This window comes from Dokdonella sp. (genome assembly GCF_051958935.1).
Taxonomy (GTDB): Bacteria; Pseudomonadota; Gammaproteobacteria; order Xanthomonadales; family Rhodanobacteraceae; genus Dokdonella_A.
Genome location: NZ_JBQCFP010000201.1, coordinates 17,039 through 33,758, shown reverse-complemented (window position 1 = coordinate 33,758; position 16,720 = coordinate 17,039). Strand labels below are relative to the sequence as shown.

The 16,720-nt window shown below is 68.8% G+C and carries 19 protein-coding genes and 1 pseudogene; 7 read left to right on the top strand and 13 right to left on the bottom strand.

All coding sequences use genetic code 11. The annotated features are described in order from the left end of the window. From ACTHK2_RS19340 to ACTHK2_RS19325, 4 genes and pseudogenes are all read right to left on the bottom strand, one after another. The coding region (locus ACTHK2_RS19340; RefSeq protein ID WP_440247371.1) for an NAD(P)(+) transhydrogenase (Re/Si-specific) subunit beta at positions 1-990 on the bottom strand (990 nt) is incomplete at its 3' end. A 49-nt stretch (positions 991-1,039) separates the two neighbouring features. After that, positions 1,040-1,330 (bottom strand): NAD(P) transhydrogenase subunit alpha, encoded by a 291-nt coding sequence (locus tag ACTHK2_RS19335; protein ID WP_440247370.1) that lies wholly within the window; start codon positions 1,328-1,330, stop codon positions 1,040-1,042. Positions 1,331-1,388: 58 nt separating this feature from the next. Next, positions 1,389-1,756: pseudogene (locus tag ACTHK2_RS19330) on the bottom strand (GxxExxY protein). 32 nt (positions 1,757-1,788) lie between these two features. Further along, on the bottom strand, positions 1,789-2,931 hold the full coding sequence (locus tag ACTHK2_RS19325) for a Re/Si-specific NAD(P)(+) transhydrogenase subunit alpha (protein WP_440247369.1): 1,143 nt from the start codon (positions 2,929-2,931) through the stop codon (positions 1,789-1,791). Positions 2,932-3,103: 172 nt separating this feature from the next. Between ACTHK2_RS19325 and ACTHK2_RS19320 the strand changes: the two genes are divergently transcribed. Further along, positions 3,104-3,688, top strand: coding sequence for a nitroreductase family protein (locus tag ACTHK2_RS19320; RefSeq protein ID WP_440247368.1), 585 nt, complete (start codon positions 3,104-3,106; stop codon positions 3,686-3,688). Between the two features lie 4 nt (positions 3,689-3,692). After that, positions 3,693-4,580, top strand: a complete 888-nt coding sequence (locus ACTHK2_RS19315) for a 5'-3' exonuclease (RefSeq protein WP_440247367.1) — start codon at positions 3,693-3,695, stop codon at positions 4,578-4,580. A 76-nt stretch (positions 4,581-4,656) separates the two neighbouring features. Here the strand turns inward: ACTHK2_RS19315 and ACTHK2_RS19310 are convergent, their stop codons facing one another. Next, positions 4,657-6,081, bottom strand: a complete 1,425-nt coding sequence (locus ACTHK2_RS19310; protein ID WP_440247366.1) for a hypothetical protein — start codon at positions 6,079-6,081, stop codon at positions 4,657-4,659. Between the two features lie 114 nt (positions 6,082-6,195). Here ACTHK2_RS19310 and ACTHK2_RS19305 point away from each other — a divergent pair, with 114 nt between their 5' ends. Beyond that, complete coding sequence (locus ACTHK2_RS19305; RefSeq protein WP_440247365.1) at positions 6,196-6,732, top strand: NUDIX hydrolase; 537 nt, start codon at positions 6,196-6,198, stop codon at positions 6,730-6,732. A gap of 176 nt (positions 6,733-6,908) precedes the next feature. Here the strand turns inward: ACTHK2_RS19305 and ACTHK2_RS19300 are convergent, their stop codons facing one another. From ACTHK2_RS19300 to rsmD, 8 genes are all read right to left on the bottom strand, one after another. After that, positions 6,909-7,307: an MAPEG family protein gene (locus ACTHK2_RS19300; RefSeq protein WP_440247364.1), complete on the bottom strand. Its 399-nt coding sequence runs from the start codon at positions 7,305-7,307 to the stop codon at positions 6,909-6,911. An 86-nt stretch (positions 7,308-7,393) separates the two neighbouring features. Continuing rightward, positions 7,394-8,092, bottom strand: coding sequence for a TMEM43 family protein (locus ACTHK2_RS19295; protein WP_440247363.1), 699 nt, complete (start codon positions 8,090-8,092; stop codon positions 7,394-7,396). Continuing rightward, on the bottom strand, positions 8,092-8,955 hold the full coding sequence (locus ACTHK2_RS19290) for an MBL fold metallo-hydrolase (protein WP_440247362.1): 864 nt from the start codon (positions 8,953-8,955) through the stop codon (positions 8,092-8,094). Before ACTHK2_RS19290 ends, ACTHK2_RS19295 begins: the two co-directional genes overlap by 1 nt. Before the next feature lie 165 nt (positions 8,956-9,120). Then, positions 9,121-10,806, bottom strand: coding sequence for a gamma-glutamyltransferase (ggt, locus tag ACTHK2_RS19285; RefSeq protein WP_440247361.1), 1,686 nt, complete (start codon positions 10,804-10,806; stop codon positions 9,121-9,123). 139 nt (positions 10,807-10,945) lie between these two features. After that, complete coding sequence (locus ACTHK2_RS19280) at positions 10,946-11,191, bottom strand: YfhL family 4Fe-4S dicluster ferredoxin (protein WP_440247360.1); 246 nt, start codon at positions 11,189-11,191, stop codon at positions 10,946-10,948. A gap of 83 nt (positions 11,192-11,274) precedes the next feature. Beyond that, the gene (locus ACTHK2_RS19275) at positions 11,275-11,787 is read right to left on the bottom strand and encodes a hypothetical protein (protein ID WP_440247359.1); all 513 of its coding nucleotides are present in this window, start codon (positions 11,785-11,787) and stop codon (positions 11,275-11,277) included. Between the two features lie 7 nt (positions 11,788-11,794). Continuing rightward, a complete protein-coding gene (coaD, locus tag ACTHK2_RS19270) occupies positions 11,795-12,310 on the bottom strand; it encodes a pantetheine-phosphate adenylyltransferase (protein WP_440247358.1) in 516 nt (171 codons plus the stop codon). Between the two features lie 24 nt (positions 12,311-12,334). Further along, positions 12,335-12,943 carry a 16S rRNA (guanine(966)-N(2))-methyltransferase RsmD gene (gene rsmD, locus ACTHK2_RS19265; RefSeq protein WP_440247357.1) on the bottom strand — a complete coding sequence of 203 codons (609 nt, stop codon included), beginning with the start codon at positions 12,941-12,943 and terminating at the stop codon, positions 12,335-12,337. A gap of 66 nt (positions 12,944-13,009) precedes the next feature. Between rsmD and ftsY the strand changes: the two genes are divergently transcribed. From ftsY to ACTHK2_RS19245, 4 genes are read left to right on the top strand one after another with little or no spacing between them, the layout of a single operon-like run. Continuing rightward, positions 13,010-14,164 (top strand): signal recognition particle-docking protein FtsY, encoded by a 1,155-nt coding sequence (ftsY, locus tag ACTHK2_RS19260; protein WP_440247356.1) that lies wholly within the window; start codon positions 13,010-13,012, stop codon positions 14,162-14,164. Beyond that, positions 14,157-14,828 (top strand): hypothetical protein, encoded by a 672-nt coding sequence (locus tag ACTHK2_RS19255; protein ID WP_440247355.1) that lies wholly within the window; start codon positions 14,157-14,159, stop codon positions 14,826-14,828. Before ftsY ends, ACTHK2_RS19255 begins: the two co-directional genes overlap by 8 nt. After that, the gene (gene mutY, locus ACTHK2_RS19250; protein WP_440247354.1) at positions 14,825-15,871 is read left to right on the top strand and encodes an A/G-specific adenine glycosylase; all 1,047 of its coding nucleotides are present in this window, start codon (positions 14,825-14,827) and stop codon (positions 15,869-15,871) included. Before ACTHK2_RS19255 ends, mutY begins: the two co-directional genes overlap by 4 nt. Next, positions 15,868-16,140: an oxidative damage protection protein gene (locus ACTHK2_RS19245; protein ID WP_440247353.1), complete on the top strand. Its 273-nt coding sequence runs from the start codon at positions 15,868-15,870 to the stop codon at positions 16,138-16,140. The genes mutY and ACTHK2_RS19245 overlap by 4 nt, the downstream gene beginning before the upstream one ends. The last annotated feature ends 580 nt before the right edge of the window (positions 16,141-16,720 follow it).

Below are 16,720 nucleotides of genomic sequence, written 5' to 3'. Positions count from 1 at the left end.
CGCCTGCGACAGTTCCCAGATCTTGTGCTGCGCCTGCGCGACGGCCATGCCGTAGCCGGGCACGATGATGACCTTCTCGGCCATGTACAGCAGCGAGGCCGCGTCGGCCGGCTCGATCGGCTTCTGCGCACCGGCAATCGTCTCGCCGCTGCCGCCACCGCCGAAGTTCGAGAACAGCACGTTGCTGATCGGCCGGTTCATCGCCTTGGCCATCAGCTGGGTGAGGAACGTGCCCGCCGCGCCGACCACCATGCCGGCGACGATGAGCGCTTCGATGCCCATCGCGTATCCTTCGAACGCGACCGCGAGGCCGGTGAAGGCGTTGTAGAGCGAGATCACGACCGGCATGTCGGCGCCACCGATCGGCAGGGTCATGAGCACGCCGAACACGAGCGCGAGCGCGAAGAACACGATCACGAGGTTCGCATCGAGCTTCCATGCGATGAGCGCGAGGCCCGCGAGCACGGCCGCGGCGAACACGAGGAAGTTCACCGCCTGCTGGCCGCCGAAGCGGAAGACCTTGTCCATGCGGCCGTCGAGCTTGGCCCAGGCGATGATCGAGCCGGTCATAGAGATCGAACCGATCAGCGCACCGACGACGGCGAGCGCGAGCGTCGCGAGCGGCGGCACCGGTGCACCCGGCTGCGAGAACTTGAGCAGTTCCCCCGCACCGATCGCCGCGGCGGAGCCGCCGCCCATGCCGTTGAACAACGCGACCATCTGCGGCATGTCGGTCATCGCGACCTTCCTGCCCCACAGCCAGGTCGGGATCACGCCGAGCGCGATGCCGCCGATGATCCAGCCGACATTGTGCGCGCCGGTGATCGCGAACGTCGCGAGCGTCGCGATCACCATGCCGACGCCGGCCCATCTGATGCCCGCGCGCGCCGTCACCGGCGATGACATGCGCTTGATGCCGAGGATGAACAGCGCGGCGGCGAGCAGGTAGGACGCCTTCGCGAAGTAGACCAGCAGTGTCTGCGTATCCATCAATGCTTCCCGGACGTGCGGCAGCGGTGGAATCGGAATGTCGGCGACATCACTTCCTGTCCTTGCTCGACTTGAACATCTCGAGCATGCGCTCGGTCACGACGTAGCCACCGGCCGCGTTGCCCGCCCCGAGCACGACACCGATGAAACCGATCGCGATCGCGAGCGGCGACTCGGCGTGCGCGAGCGCGATCATCGCCCCGACCAGCACGATGCCATGCACGAAGTTCGACCCCGACATCAGCGGCGTATGCAGGATCACCGGCACGCGCCCGATGATTTCCTTGCCGGTGAACGCGGCGAGCATGAAGATGTACAGCGCGAGAAATCCGTCAATCATCGTCGCCTCCGTCAAAGCAAAGCTTGAAACACGAAGCACACCGAGCACACGAAGAAAATCACACCACCAGCCGCCTCACACCGTTTCGCAGAACCTTGCCGTTGAAGTTGATCAGAAGTCCCGTGCGCAATCCCGACAGGCTCAGTAGCTGCGCGCCGTGAACCGGCAACAACGGTTCCACCGACTCCAACTCCACCACCAATTCCTGTTCGACCAACAGATCCATGCGAAAACCGCAACAAGGTCGACTCCCTTGTAGCGAATCGGAACGGGCCTTTCCTGCCCACACGCGCACCCGGCCGCCGCCAGCCCGTATGCCAGGCATACTCGGTATACGGACTCCAGAAGCCCCGGACCGAGTTGGCGATGTACCTCGATGGCACCTTGTGCGAAACAGCGTCGAATTCCCTCGACATGCCCGTCCATGCTTCCTTCGTGTGCTCGGTGTGCTTCGTGTTTCAATCTCTCTGCGTTTCACCTTCAATGTGTTGCCTCGTCGACTCGTGGCGGATCTCGCCCGCGTGCGTCAGGCAGGTCTTCGCGATCAGCTCGTCGTCCCAGTCCAGCGTCAGCGTGCCGTCCTTGAGGGACAGCTCGAGGAAGTTGTAGAGGTTGCGGGCATACATCTCGCTCGCGTGCACGGGCGCGCTCGCCGGCAGGTTGGTCGTGCCGATGATGCTCACGCCGTTCGCGCTCAGTACGGATCGGCCCGCTTCGGTGCCCTCGACGTTGCCGCCGGTTTCGGCGGCGATGTCGACGATCACCGCGCCCGCCTTCATGCCGGCGACCATCGCGGCCGAGATGATGCGTGGCGCCTTGCGCCCGGGCACCGCGGCGGTGGTGACGACGACGTCGAAGGCCTTGAGTTGTTCGGCGAGCGCTCGTTGTTGCTGTTCGCGTTCCTCGGCGGTGAGTTCGCGCGCGTAGCCACCGCTGCCGGCGGCGCTGACGCCGAGGTCGAGGAACTTCGCGCCGAGCGATTCGATCTGCTCCTTCGTCTCGGGGCGCACGTCGAAACCCTCGACCTGCGCGCCGAGGCGGCGTGCGGTCGCGATCGCCTGCAGGCCGGCGACGCCGGCGCCGACGACGAGCACCTTGCTCGGCCGGATCGTGCCGGCCGCGGTGGTCAGCATCGGAAAGAACTTCGGCGCTGCTTCCGCCGCGATGAGTACCGCCTTGTAGCCGGAAACCGCCGCCTGCGAAGAGAGCACGTCCATCGCCTGCGCACGCGTCGTGCGCGGCAGCAGTTCCATCGCGAACGCGGTGATGCGGCGATCGCGCAGTGCCTTGGTCCGTTCCGGCGCGAGGTGCGGCTGCAGGTGGGCGATGACCACCGCGCCTTCCTTGAGGGCGGCGATCTCCTCGAGCGAGGGTGGCTGCACGCGCAGCAGCACGTCGGCCCGGGCAAGCGCGGCACGCGCGTCGGCGGCCGCTTCGCAACCGGCGTAGGCAGCGTCGGCGAAATACGCGCCCTGCCCCATCCCCGGCTCGATCACGATGTCGGCGCCGCGCGCCTTGAGCTTCTTCGCGACCTCGGGCGTCAATGCGACGCGGCGTTCGCCCGGTACGGTTTCGCGCAGCGCGACAACGGTCGTCGGCATGACCACCCTCACCCATCGATCGGAGCGTCGATCCTAGCAAGGTTTGTCGGCATTGTGCCCACCCGCTCCCGCCCGGTCCGCGTCGAACGATCGTAGCGCGGGCTGCGCCTTGCGCGAGGGCGCGCGCGACCGCACGTCGTCGTCCCACGCGCTATCCTTGCCCGCTTCCGACATGACGACGACGCCCGCCTTGAACCTGCTCGACCTGCTCGATCAACGACGCTCCGTACCGGCGCGCCAGCTCGGCGCGCCCGCCCCCGACGCCACACAGCTCGACCGCCTGCTGCAGGCTGCGATACGCGTGCCCGACCACGGCAAGCTCGTGCCGTGGCGCCTGCTCGCGATCCGCGGAGAAGCGCGCGCGCGCCTCGGCCAGCGCCTCGCCGCGATCCATGCGCAAGTGGAACCCGGCGTCGCGCCGAGCGCGCTCGAGAAGGATCGCGAGCGCTTCAACGCCGCGCCGCTGATCGTCGCGGTCATCGCGCGCATCGAGGCGGATCACCCGAAGATCCCGGCGCAGGAGCAACTCCTCTCGGCCGGCTGCGTCGCCTACAACCTGCTGCTCGGCGCACAGGCGCTCGGCTTCGGCGCGCAATGGCTGACCGGCTGGGCCGCCTACGACGGCGAGGTCGCGCGCGTGCTCGGCCTCGGCGCGAACGAACGCATCATCGCGTTCGTGCACATCGGCACGCCCAAGGAGCCCGCACCCGAGCGCGCGCGCCCGGCGCTCGCGGACGTCTGGTCGGAGTGGACCTGAGTCGATGGGCGACACGGTCCATCTCGTCGACGGCAGCCTGTACGTCTGCCGCGCCTGGTTCGCGCAGGTACCCGACGCCCATGATGCGGACGGCCATCCGGCCCACGCGGTGCACGGCTTCGCGCGCTTCCTGCTCGATTTGTTCGAACGCGCGAGGCCGACGCACCTCGCGGTCGCGTTCGACGAGTCGCTCAACAGCTCGTTCCGCAACGCGCTCTACCCTGCCTACAAGGCGAACCGGCCCGCCGCGCCCGACGACCTCATGCGCCAGTTCGCCGGTTGCAAGGCGGTCGCGCGCGCATTCGGCGCGACCGTGCTCACCGACGACCAGTACGAGGCCGACGACCTCATCGGCAGCGCACTCGCGCGCCTGCGCGAGGCGGGCTTCCGCGGCGTGATCGTTTCGGCCGACAAGGACTTCGGCCAGCTCATCGGTCATGCCGACGAACAGTGGGACCCTGCGCGCAACCAGCGGTGGGACAGCGCCGGGGTGAAGTCGCGCCTGGGCGTGCATCCGCACCAGGTCGCCGACTACCTCGCGCTCACCGGCGACGCGGTCGACAACATACCCGGCGTGCCGGGCATCGGCGCGAAGACCGCTGCGATCCTGCTGCATCATTTCGGCACGCTCGACGCGCTGCTGGCGCGCGCGGAGGAGGTCGCATTCCTGCGCACGCGCGGCGCTGCGGCGGCGTCGATGCGCCTGCGCGAACATGCCGAGATCGCGCGCCTGTCGCGCGCACTGACCGGCATCGCGCTCGACGCGCCGGTGCCCGCGCACGCCGACGAATATCGCCGCAAGCCGCTCGACGACGCGATCGACGAGTTGCTCGAGCGCATGCGCTTCGGACCACTCACGCGGGCACGCGTGCGGGCGCTGCGCGAGGCGTGAGCCCGCGCGCGAGATGGCCGGGGACGGCTTCTCGTGGGAGCCGCGGAAGCCGCGATGCTCCTGCGCCGCCCCTTTTTCAATTGCCGGTAACGGACTGCGAGCCGCCGTCGACGTTCGAGAACGCGCCGCTGCCCGGCTTCGATTCGCTGATCGGCCCCGCCGGCGCCCGCCTGGGGACGGCCAGCGTGCCCGAATCCCAGGCGAAGCGCAGGTCACTCTTGAACACTTTGACCGGCTCGATCTTGTTCGGGTCTTTCGGCGACCCGTAGCTGTCGTATGCGTTCTTCTGGCTGTTCGCGACGAAATACAGCGAATCCCCGGCGACGGTGCCGTAGGTCGGAAGCTCGAACGCCGGATTGGCCGCATCGAGCGGCATCGCCGCCGTGACGGTCTTTCGGTCGTCGTCCAGCGCGATGCGCATCACGCGACGCGGCGACATGCCGCTCTGGATCGCGACGAGCCGGTGGTCGTACCAGCCGAGGCCGTCGACCCCGCCAAGGGCGAGCTTGGTCGTGTCGTACTTGAGGTCGAAAGGCTTCCCCGCCGCGAGGTCGACACCGAACACGCCGAGGGAGTAGTCGGCGAAGTAGAGCGTCTTCGCATCGTCGCTGAGCGCGAGGCCACGCACGCTCGTCAACTTCGGGTTGGCGATCATCGGCTTGAGCGCACCGCCGTCGAGCCGGTAGATCACGTTGTGCAGGCCGTCGGCGGCGAAGACGAGCCCCTTGCGCGCGGCAATGCTGGATAACGTGTTCGGCTGGGGGCCCGAAGGCAGCAGGTATTTCTGGAGCAGCTTGCCGTTCGACAGGCTGAACTTGAACACGCCGGCCTGGCCGTAGTTCGCCTGGCTGAAACCCTTGAAGTAGAGCGATGCCGTGCTCGCCACGTAGAGCGCGTCGTCGTCGGCGTCGACCGCCATCGCGTACACGCTCCAGAGCCCGCTGTCGCCGGGCGCGATGAAGTCGGTGAGCTTGCCGTCGGCATCCGCGCGCATGATCGTGCCGTCGCGCACGCTGCCCACGAGCAGTTGCTTGCGCACCGGATCCCACGCCAGCGACTCGTACAGGTGATCGCCTGCCGGCAGCGAGAAGGCGACCTTGCCCTCGCCGAACGGCTTGAGGTTCGTCTTGAGGCCGTCGGTGATGTAGGTCCAGACCTTGGTGCCGGCGATCTTGGCGAAATCCGCATTGTCGGCAAGGTCGTAACCGTAACCGACGCGCTGCATGCCGAGCAGCAGGTCGTACGCCTTCGTCTTCTGGCCCTGGCGGGCATAGGTGGTCGCGAGCGCGAGCTTGAGGTCACCGACGTTGGGTTCGAATGCGGTCAGGCGCTCGAGCGTCCAGGCCAGACGGTCGAGGTCGCCGTTCTGCTTGTACAGTGCGGCGGCCCGCAGCAGCGCGGCCGGCGATTGCATCTGCTCGATCTGCCCCTTGGACAGGTGGCTCGGGTCCAGACCCGCCCCCGCCTGCACCGCCGGCGCGGCCGCGGCGGGGCCTGCCACGAGGGCAAACGCGAAAGTGCATAGAATGCGGCGGATCATCATTCGATCGTTCCTCATGGGGGGGCCGGGCATTGACCGCCAACCCGCTGAATAGTTTCAGGAAAGCCGCCTACAATGACCGAAACGGAAACGCTTTGCAATGGAAAATGGCTGCGCCTCAAGCGCCGCGGCCGCTGGGAATACGCCGAGCGCACCAATCCGGGCGGCGGCGTGATGATCATCGCGGTGACGCCGGAGGATCGCATCCTGTTCGTCGAACAGTATCGCCCCGCGATCGAGTGCATGACGATCGAGATGCCCGCGGGTCTGGTCGGCGATGTCGCCAGCAGCGCCGACGAAAGCGCGGTCGATGCCGCCCATCGCGAACTCGTCGAGGAAACCGGCTACCGCGCAGGCCGCATCGACTTCCTCATGGCGGGGCCGACCTCGGCGGGCATGAGCAACGAGATCCTCGCCTTCGTCCATGCGCGCGACCTCGAGCGCGTCGAGGCGGGCGGCGGTGACGAAACCGAGGACATCACCGTACACGAAGTCCCACGCCGCGAAGCGGCGACGTGGCTCATTGAAAAGATCAACGCCGGCTACTCGATCGACCCGAAGATGTTCGCGGGCCTGTACATGCTCGACCACGCGGCTCTGTTCACGCGCTGACTGCGGGGTCGCGTCCAGCGCAAGCAAGAGTAGAGATTGAAACACGAAGGGCACGAAGAAGAGCAAAAATGGGTAAGAGCCCGGAACACGGAACACACTGAGAAGGCAAAGCCGAGGAAAGGCTCTTCATGTAAAAAGCTCTTCCTCCGTGTGCTCCATGTGCTCCGTGTCCCAGGTCAGCGGATCGAGGTGAAGGCGAGCCACTGCCAGAGGAGCAGGATGGCCATCGCGGCCATGATGCCCCAGGTGAGCGTGGTGCCGGTGACGCGGCCGACGCGGGAGAATGCCGGGATCGACATGCCGAGGGCGTGCAGGATGCGGCCGGCGAGCAGCACGCAGCCGCAGGCGTGCAGCCAGGGCGGCGCGGTCTGGTTCCATTCGAGCAAGGCCAGCAGGAGCAGCGCGAGCGGCAGGTTCTCGATCGCGTTCGCGTGGGCGCGGATGCGCAGGAACATGTCCGCGTCGCCGCCATCGCCGGTGTAGATGCGCTTGCCATGGCGGCCCGCGGAGGTGCGCACCGCGAGCAGCAGCACGAGCAGGGTCGCGAGTGCGGCGTAGATTCCAGTGATGTGCATGTTGGTTCCCGGTCGACGATGCGCCTACGGTACACGCGCGTCGCGCGGTCGTCACATCATCCCGCGTGGAGTCAGCCCGCCTGGCATCAGCGCCTCGCCGCGCGCAGGCGCCCGTCGTGCTGCACGCCGCTCACGCGGCGCGTTCCGGCCGGCACGATGCGGTATGCGACGCGCAGGTCGCCCGCGGCGGGTTTCTTCGGATCGCCCGTGCAGAGCGCGCCGTCGCAGTCATGGAACGTGGCCGCGAGGTTCGGCGGCAGGCGCGCGGTCGACACCGCGTAGGGCTGCGCCGCCACGCCCGCGGCGGCGAGGTTCGCGTCCAGAGCGTATGCGCCGATGCGCACTTCGGCCGCCGCGAACGATTCGCTCGATAGCGGGAACGGCACGTCGTTGCGATGCCCTGCCGCGTCACGGAAGGCATGCGAGTCGATCCGGCGCGCCGACCACTCGAGCGCATAGCGGCAATCGGAACCCGCGCAATGCTCCTGCCACTGCACCATCTGCACGTCGCGCAGCAGCATGACCGCGTCGGCTTCGATCGCGAGTGCGCTGTCGCGCGCGGGGCGCGCCACGCGCACGGCGCCGCTGAGTTCGATCTCGCGTCCTTCATTGCGCGCATCGATACGCTCGATGCCCGGCGACGCCGGTTCGTCCGCCAGCGGGAAAGTCGGGATCGCGTGGCGATGATGGCGCAGCCACCATGCGGCCGCACCGGCCAGGAGCACGCCGATCGCAACCAGCAGCAGCGCTCGCCCCTTGCCCGAGCGGCGTCCACGCCGCGCCATCAGGCGGCCTCGCCGACGATTTCGGCGACTTCGCCGCGCGTGCCGAAACGGCCCTTTTCGTCGCGCGTGACGTGCGCGCAGGCGCAGCCGACGTCATGGGTGAAGAACAGGCGCACGTCGCGCGCGAGCTTGTCCTCGAGGAATGCGCGCTTCTCGTCGATGAGCAGTTCCGGATAGCGGTCGTACCCCATCGTGATCGGCAGGTGCACCCATGGCCGGGCCGGGATGAGGTCGGCGCAGAACACGATGCCACCGTTCGGCGTCGTGATCTCGGACAGCATGAGCCCAGGCGTGTGGCCGTTCGAATAGGCGAAGCGCACCTGCATGCCGAGAGTCAGCGAATGCGTGCCCTGCACGCGCTCGAGGCGGCCCGAGGCTTCGAGGAGTGGTTGCAGCTCCGCGATGAACGAGGCGCGATCGCGCGGGTGCGGGCGTATCGCGCGCTGCCAGCACTCCTCGCCGACGATGTAGGTCGCGTTCGGGAACAGCAGGCTCGGCGCCTTGCCCTCTGCCCACGCCGCGAGCAGGCCGCCCGCGTGGTCGAAGTGGAGGTGCGAGACGACGACCGCGTCGATGTCCTCGTGCGAAAACCCGGCCGCGCGCAACGAGTCGAGCAGCACGTGGCGCTCCTCGACCACGCCGAAGCGCTCGCGCAGCTTCGGCTCGAAGAACGCGCCGATGCCAGTCTCGAACAGCACGGTCTTGCCGTTGAGGCCTTCGGCGAGCAGCGCGCGGCAGGCGAGCGGGATGCGGTTGTCGGCGTCGGGCGCGATCCAGTGTTCCCACATCGCGCGCGGCACGTTGCCGAACATCGCGCCGCCGTCGAGCTTCTGCGAGTTGCCGAGGATGGACCAGAGTTTCATGCGCGCGCCGAACCTTGATGAATGGATGCCACTGCGTTCACCTCTCCCGCCTGCGGGAGGGGTCGACCCGCGCAGCGAGTCGGCTGGGGGTGGACGAAGCGTACGCTCCGATCGCCCTCACCCCAACCCTCTCCCGCGAGCGGCAGAGAAGGTAGTAACGTGATGCTACTTGACGATGCCGCTGCCCGAATCGCCGCGCGGGTCGCTGCCCGCGTGCATCTCGCCGGTGTGGCGGTTCCAGCTCACGACGTTCATGAAACCGAACGGCCACGTGCTCGCGGCGACGTTCACGGTGTGGCCCATCGCTTCGAGCGCGGTCTTCTCGGCCGGCGTGAACGCGCCCGCCTCCGCTTCGATCACGTCGGGCATGTACTGGTGGTGATAGCGGCGCAGCGCAACGATCTCTTCGGGGGTTTCGCCTTCGACGAATGCGAGGATGCCTTCGAGCACCATCGTGATGATGTAGCTGCCGCCCGGCGTGCCGATCACGCCGATGCGGTCCTTGCCGACGATGAAGCTCGGCGTCATCGAGGACAGCGGTCGGCTGCCGGGCTTGGGTGCATTGTTGTCATTGCCGAGCAGGCCATACGCGTTCGGTTTGCCCGCGACGAGCGCGAAATCGTCCATCTCGTTGTTGAGCACGAAGCCGGTGCCGGCGACGACGAACTTGGAGCCGAGCGTCGTGTTCACCGTCTGCGTGCCGGAGACGAGGTTGCCGTCGCGGTCGATGATCGAGAAGTGCGAGGTGTGCATGCTCTCGGCCGGCGCCATGTAGCCGGGCAGCATGCCGCTCGGCGTCGCCTTGTCGGGATGGATCGATGCGCGCAGGCCGGCCGCGTAAAGCGGATGGGTCAGCTCGGCCACCGGCATCTGCACGAAGTCGGGGTCGCCGAGATATTCGGCGCGGTCGCGGAAGGCGCGACGCATCGCCTCGACCGCGAGATGCATGCGATGCGTGCGATCGAATTTCGCCAGGTCGTAGCCGCCGAGGATATTGAGCATCTCGGCGAGCGCGATGCCGCCCGACGAGGGCGGCGGCGCGGTCACGATGTGCCAATCGCGGTATTCGAACGAGATCGGCTTACGCTCCTTGGCCTCGTACTTCGCCAGGTCGTCGAGCGTCCAGCGGCCACCCGCGGCACGTACGCCGTCGACGAGGCGCTGCGCGATCTCGCCGCGGTAGAAACCGTCGTTGCCGTCGCGCGCGATCGCTTCGAGCACGCCGGCGAGATCGGGCAGGCGCAGGGTCCACCCCTGCTTGGGCACGGCGCCCCCGTCGAGGTACAGCGCGGCCGACGCGGGCCAGCGCAGGAGGTTGTCGCGCTGGCGCGCAATTGCGCGGAGCGCGCGCGGATCGGGCTGGAACCCTTCGCGCGCGATGCGGATCGCCGGTGCCAGCGATTTCGAAAGCGGCAGCTTGCCGTATTGCCGCGCCAATGCGACGAGCGCGGCGGGCTCACCCGGAATGGCGGCCGAAAGCGGTCCATTCAGCGCGTGGTCGCGATCGGGCTGCCCCTTCGCGTCGAGGTAATCCTTCGGATCGACCGCGGCCGGCGCAGCCTCGCGGCCGTCGAGCATGACTTCCTTGCCGTCCGACGCACGCCGCAGCAGGAACAGGCCGCCACCGCCGATACCGGAACTCTGCGGCTCGACCACCGACAGCGTCGAGGCGACCGCGACCGCGGCGTCGAATGCATTGCCGCCCATGTCGAGCGCTTCGAAACCGGCCTGCGTCGCGAGCACGTGCGCACTCGCGATCGCCGCCTGGCTCGGCTTGTCGGCCGCCGCCGCGCTGCCACCGGCGAGCGCGAGGAGTGCGGCGAGGACGACCTGCTTCCAACGATGATTCATGGCGTGCTCCTCGCGCGGGGCCTTCGATTCTGCGTCATTGCCGCCGTCGCGGGCAAAGCGGCCACGTGGTTGCAGGTGAACGCGCCGGCGCACCGGCGCCGGCTCGACGACACCACGATGCGGCGCGATGCGCCGCGATTCAACCCGTGAGGCGCGCGTACTTCTCGAGCAGCGCGTCACGCGACTCCGGATGATCCGGGTCGGAAATGATGCATTCGACCGGGCAGACGATCACGCACTGCGGCTCGTCGTGGTGGCCGACGCATTCGGTGCAAAGGTCCGGCGCGATCTCGTAGAACTCGCGGCCGAGACTGATCGCCTTGTTCGGACAGACCGGCTCGCAGACGTCGCAGTTGACGCACTGGTCCGTGATCTTGAGTGACATGCGTGATGGGGATCAGGAGCGGAACCGGCAAGCGCTGCCGCGTTGCGGCGGCGCCTGCCGGTTCCGTCGTCCATTCCCGTCTCTTACTTCGCTTCGACGAAACGCACGTCGGCGCCGGTCGGATCGAGTGCGAGCTTGACCGCGGCGCCTTCGGCCGTCGCGCCGACGAACAGCACGACGACGTCCTTGAACGAACCCGGCGCCGCTTCCTTGAACGCATCGATGATGAGAGCCGACGTCAGCTTCGAGTCCGGCCCGCCGAACGCCATCATGTTGCCCGGCAGCACGCCGCGCGAGACGACCGTGCGCACGTTCTCGAGCTGGTTGTTGCGATCGGCGACGGATGCCTCGTCGTCGCCGGCCGGCACGAAGTACATGTACGGGTGGTTGCTCTTCACGCCCTGCATGTTCGCCGTGACGACCGCGACCAGGTACTGCTTCCACGCGTTCTTGTCGGTGGGATTGGCCGGCATCGGCGGGATCGCGGGCTTCTGCTCGGCGGCCGGCACGGCGACCTGCTCGCCACCCGGGCTGCACGCGCCGAGCGACAACGTCGCGGCGACGGCGAGGGCTACGATCGGAAGAATCTTGCGCATGGTGGCATTACCTCTTGGTTGTCGAATTCAGATAGCGCGTGCGCAGCGCCTGTTGCACGGCCGGATGGACGAACCCGGAAACATCGCCGCCGAGCCGCGCGATTTCGCGAACCAGCGAGGAAGAGATGAAACTGTATTGCTCCGCGGGCGTCAGGAACAGCGTTTCCGCTGCGGGGATCAGATGGCGGTTCATGCTCGCGAGCTGGAATTCGTATTCGAAATCCGACACCGCGCGCAGCCCGCGCAGGATCACCCCGGCGCCGATTTCCTCGACGAAATCGGCGAGCAGCGAGGCGAAGCCGCGCACCTCGACGTTCGGCAGGCCGTCGAGCGCGGTGCGCGCGAGGTCGATCCGGGTGGCCAGGTCGAACGCCGGCCCCTTGGTCGAACTGTCGGCGACCGCGACGATGAGGCGGTCGAACAGCGGCGCCGCGCGGCTGGCGAGGTCGATATGGCCGTTCGTGATCGGATCGAACGTGCCCGGATACACCGCGATGCGCGCGCGCTGCTGCGTGGTTGGCATGGGCCATCCCTGCGAAAATGGCCGCTAGCTTAACGGAACCGACCCGGAGCGGCGATAGAGCGCATGGCGCACCGCCCCCGCGTGGCCTTCGCGATGCGGCGTCCACGCCGCCGGCAATTGCAGCGGCGCGTCGCGCGGCGATTCGACGTAAGCGAAACCGCCATCGGCGAGCCAGCCGCGGCTTTCCAGCGCCGCCGCCGCGCCCTGCCAGAGGTCGGCCTCGAACGGTGGATCGAGGAAGACGAGGTCGTAGGTCCGCGCCGGGCCGGCGAGCCAGGTGGCCGCGTCGGCGTTGACGACCTCGGCCCCCTCGACGCGCAGCCGCACGAGGTTGTCGGCGAGTGCGCGGGCGAGTTCGCGATCACGCTCGACGAAGGTGCAAGTGGTGGCGCCGCGCGACAGCGCCTCGATGCCGAGCGCGCCGGTGCCCGCGTAGAGGTCGAGGCAGCGCATGCCCGGCAGGTACGGCATGAGCCAGTTGAACAGCGTTTCGCGCACGCGGTCGGGCGTCGGGCGCAGCCCTTCGCGCACGGGCACGGCGAGGCGCGACCCGCGCAGACGACCGGCGACGATGCGCACGGCGCCCGCGCTCGCCTTGGTTGCGCCGGATCGGGATGAACGGGGCTTGCGCATCGGCACGTGTCGTCGACGCCCGGGTGTTAGCATTGTCGATCCGCATTTTCGCCCAATTCCCCCGCGATGCTGAAGTTCTGGAAGAAGAAGCCACCGGCCGAGGAAAAGGCCACGCCCGCCGTCCCGGCCGTGGAGCCGGTCGCGCCACTGCCGCTCGCACCGGCAGCGCTCGGCGAGGACGTGATCGATGCGGCGGCCAGCGGCGCCGCCGGCCTCGCCGCCGGAACCGTGGCTGCCGAAGATGCGTCCGCCGACCCCGCCGATGCGGCCGCCCCCGACGTCGAAGACGACGCGCCGGCGCGCCGCAGCTGGCGCGATCGCCTCGCCGGCAGCGGCTTCGCGCGCGGACTCGCCTCGATCTTCCGCCGCCATCCGGCGCTCGACGATGCGTTCCTCGACGAACTCGAAACCTGCCTGCTCACCGCCGATGTCGGCGTCGCGACGACGACCGAACTCATGGACGAGCTGCGCCGCCGCGTCGACAAGCGCGAGTTCGCCGACGCGAACGCGCTGCTCGTTGCGCTGCGCACGGACCTCGTCGCGCGCCTGAAGCCCGTCGAGCAGCCGCTCGACGTCGGCGCCGGCGGCCGCAGGCCATTCGTGATCCTCACCGTCGGCGTCAACGGCGTCGGCAAGACGACCACGATCGGCAAGCTCGCGCACCGCTACAAGGACGAACACCGCAGCGTGCTGCTCGCCGCCGGCGACACCTTCCGCGCCGCCGCGGTGGAACAATTGCAGACCTGGGGCACGCGCAACGCGGTCAGCGTGATCGCGCAGGGTTCCGGCGCGGATTCGGCCAGCGTGATCTTCGACGCGCTGCAGACCGCGCGCTCGCGCGGCACCGAAGTGCTGATCGCCGATACGGCGGGGCGCCTGCACACGCAGGCCGGCCTCATGGATGAACTCGCCAAGATCCGCCGCGTGCTCGGCAAACTCGATCCCGAGGCACCGCACGAGGTACTGCTCGTGCTCGACGGCACTACCGGGCAGAACGCGATCAACCAGGTACGTACGTTCCGCGGCGCCATCGGCGTGAGCGGCCTGGCCGTGACCAAGCTCGACGGCACCGCCAAGGGCGGCGTCGTGTTCGCGCTCGCGCGCGAGTTCGGCCTGCCGATCCGCTATGTCGGCCTCGGCGAACGCGCGGCGGACCTGCGCGTGTTCGACGCCGCCGCGTTCGTGGACGGCCTCCTGCCCGCAACGCTCGGCCATGGCTGAGGCACCCGCCGCGCGGCCGCGCCGGCGGCGGTGGTGGCTGCGCCTGCTGCTCGTGCTGGTCGCGCTCGGCATCGCCGGCGCCTTCCTCGTGCATCATTACACCCGGCCGCAACGCATCACCGCGCTGCTCGTCGAACGCGTGCGCGACGATCTCGGCGCCGAGCTGCGCCTCGGCGGGGACGCCGGCTACGCCTTCCTGCCGCGCCTGCGCGCCGTGTTGCCGCAAGCCGAACTCGTCGCGGGGGGCACGCGCGTGCTGCAGGCGGATGCATTGCGCGCGGCGATGCCATGGCACAGCCTCTGGTCGTCGCAGCTGGAGATCGAGTCGATCGAACTCGTGCGGCCGGTGCTCGATCTCGACGCATTGCAGGCATGGCTCGCCGCGTTGCCGCCTTCGCGTTCGCCCATCCCCGACGTGCGCTTCGCGCTGCACGTCGAGGACGGTCGCATCCTCCACGGCGGCCGGCCGCTCGCCGATGGCGTCACGATCGATCTCGCCAACCGCGCCGATCTCGCGGCGTGGCTGCGCGCGTGGGACCCCGCCGCCCCCGACCTCGTGCCGCCGGTCGCCGGCACGGTGCGGGTCGACTCCGCACAGATCGGCGAAACGCGCATCGAAGGCCTGAAGGTCGAGGTGCGTGACGACGCGCCGGGGTCGCGATGAGCGACGCATTCGCCGGCGCGCTGCTCGCCTGGTACGACCGCCACGGCCGCCACGACCTGCCATGGCAGCATCCGCGCACGCCGTATCGCGTCTGGCTCAGCGAAATCATGTTGCAGCAGACGCAGGTGCGCACGGTGATCCCGTATTTCGAACGCTTCGTCGCGGCGCTGCCCGACCTCGCATCGCTCGCTGCGGCCGATGAAGACGCCGTGCTGGCGCTCTGGTCCGGCCTCGGCTACTACAGCCGAGCGCGCAACCTGCATCGCGCCGCACGGCTCTGCATGGAAACGCATGCAGGCGACCTCCCGCGCGACATCGACGCGCTCGCGGCGCTGCCCGGCATCGGCCGCTCGACCGCGGCCGCGATCCTAGCGCAGGCGCACGGCGAACGTCAGGCGATCCTCGACGGCAACGTCAAGCGCGTGCTCGCACGCTGGCATGGCGTGTCCGGCTGGCCCGGCGCGACCGCGACGCAACGCGTCCTGTGGACGCATGCGGATGAACACACGCCGGCGCTGCGCGTCGCCGACTATACACAGGCGATCATGGATCTCGGCGCGACGGTCTGCACGCGCAGCCGGCCGCGCTGCGATGCCTGCCCCGTCGCCGGTGGCTGTGTCGCGCGGCGCGACAACCTCGGCGCCGTGCTGCCGCAGCCCAAGCCCCGGCGCACGATGCCGACGCGCCGCACGACGATGCTCGTCGTGCGCGATGCATGCGGACGCGTGCTGCTCGAGCGGCGCCCGCCGACCGGCGTGTGGGCGCGGCTCTGGAGCCTGCCCGAAGTCGACGACGCCACGATGGCGGCGGCGCGCCTGCTCGAGCGCCACGGCATCGCCGCGCCGACACCGCGCGCGCTCGCGCCGTTCGTGCACATGTTCAGCCACTACCGCCTCGACGTCACGCCATTGCTGTTCGAGGGTGCGCGCGCGACGCGCGTCGCGGACGCGGACGCGCGCTGGCACGACGCGAACGACCATGCCGCACTCGGCCTGCCCGCGCCCGTGCGCAAACTGCTCATGCAACTGGAGGAATCACGATGACGCGCACCGTGCACTGCGTGAAGTTCGGCCGCGATGCCGAAGGCCTCGCCTTCGCGCCGTGGCCCGGCGAACTCGGCAAGCGCATCTACGAGCAGGTATCGAAGGAAGCCTGGGCCGCATGGCTCGCGCACCAGACCATGCTCATCAACGAGAACCGACTCAACCCGCTTGACCCCGCCACGCGCACGTTCATCGCGGCGGAAATGGAGAAGTACTTTTTCGGCGGCGGCTCCGAGAAGCCCGCGGGCTATGTCGCACCGGAGCACTGATCGCCTGCAGTTCGCCTCCAGCCGCGATTCGAATCGCGGCTGAAGCGGCTTCACACCGGTTCATCGGCGAATGCAGGTCGCGCGGGAAGATGTCGCCATCGCAGTACCGGCTGCAGGCGCGAGGAACGATCATGGCGAAACGCACGAGATCGATGGCGATCCCGACGCCGGTCGACGAAGACTGGCAGCAGGTCCAGGCGAAGATCGACGCGATCGTTCACGAGCGTGATTCGCCGGCACCCGCGAAACCTGCACGTCGCCGCATGCCGCCGCCACCGACACCTCCCGCCCGCCCGCGCGGCTGAGCATTCGCGCCTCACGCACGATCCGACGAGCGGCTCCGTGGCGATCGTCGCAACGAGCGCTTCTCGCCCCCGGCCGGCGTCTCGCGATCACCGGCCATCGATGGGGCCACGGGCGCCGGACTGAAGCCCTTCTGCCGCAGTGCAGCTGCGCGAGCCAGTGGGACCTCTTCGCGCGCTCTACGCCGCTCGTTCGCGCAAGCGCGAGGCGACGGCGCTGAATCCGTCCTGTCTCCACCCGCGGGCATTCAGCCTGCGACAGGCTCGCATCCGGCACG

What these genes read in the sequence shown, in the direction of transcription:
- ACTHK2_RS19335 (WP_440247370.1), bottom strand. Translation starts at nt 1,330, where the DNA reads ATGATTGACGGATTTCTCGCGCTGTACATCTTCATGCTCGCCGCGTTC.
- ACTHK2_RS19325 (WP_440247369.1), bottom strand. Translation starts at nt 2,931, where the DNA reads ATGCCGACGACCGTTGTCGCGCTGCGCGAAACCGTACCGGGCGAACGC.
- ACTHK2_RS19320 (WP_440247368.1), top strand. Translation starts at nt 3,104, where the DNA reads ATGACGACGACGCCCGCCTTGAACCTGCTCGACCTGCTCGATCAACGA.
- ACTHK2_RS19315 (WP_440247367.1), top strand. Translation starts at nt 3,693, where the DNA reads ATGGGCGACACGGTCCATCTCGTCGACGGCAGCCTGTACGTCTGCCGC.
- ACTHK2_RS19305 (WP_440247365.1), top strand. Translation starts at nt 6,196, where the DNA reads ATGACCGAAACGGAAACGCTTTGCAATGGAAAATGGCTGCGCCTCAAG.
- ACTHK2_RS19300 (WP_440247364.1), bottom strand. Translation starts at nt 7,307, where the DNA reads ATGCACATCACTGGAATCTACGCCGCACTCGCGACCCTGCTCGTGCTG.
- ACTHK2_RS19295 (WP_440247363.1), bottom strand. Translation starts at nt 8,092, where the DNA reads ATGGCGCGGCGTGGACGCCGCTCGGGCAAGGGGCGAGCGCTGCTGCTG.
- ACTHK2_RS19290 (WP_440247362.1), bottom strand. Translation starts at nt 8,955, where the DNA reads ATGAAACTCTGGTCCATCCTCGGCAACTCGCAGAAGCTCGACGGCGGC.
- ggt (WP_440247361.1), bottom strand. Translation starts at nt 10,806, where the DNA reads ATGAATCATCGTTGGAAGCAGGTCGTCCTCGCCGCACTCCTCGCGCTC.
- ACTHK2_RS19280 (WP_440247360.1), bottom strand. Translation starts at nt 11,191, where the DNA reads ATGTCACTCAAGATCACGGACCAGTGCGTCAACTGCGACGTCTGCGAG.
- ACTHK2_RS19275 (WP_440247359.1), bottom strand. Translation starts at nt 11,787, where the DNA reads ATGCGCAAGATTCTTCCGATCGTAGCCCTCGCCGTCGCCGCGACGTTG.
- coaD (WP_440247358.1), bottom strand. Translation starts at nt 12,310, where the DNA reads ATGCCAACCACGCAGCAGCGCGCGCGCATCGCGGTGTATCCGGGCACG.
- rsmD (WP_440247357.1), bottom strand. Translation starts at nt 12,943, where the DNA reads ATGCGCAAGCCCCGTTCATCCCGATCCGGCGCAACCAAGGCGAGCGCG.
- ftsY (WP_440247356.1), top strand. Translation starts at nt 13,010, where the DNA reads ATGCTGAAGTTCTGGAAGAAGAAGCCACCGGCCGAGGAAAAGGCCACG.
- ACTHK2_RS19255 (WP_440247355.1), top strand. Translation starts at nt 14,157, where the DNA reads ATGGCTGAGGCACCCGCCGCGCGGCCGCGCCGGCGGCGGTGGTGGCTG.
- mutY (WP_440247354.1), top strand. Translation starts at nt 14,825, where the DNA reads ATGAGCGACGCATTCGCCGGCGCGCTGCTCGCCTGGTACGACCGCCAC.
- ACTHK2_RS19245 (WP_440247353.1), top strand. Translation starts at nt 15,868, where the DNA reads ATGACGCGCACCGTGCACTGCGTGAAGTTCGGCCGCGATGCCGAAGGC.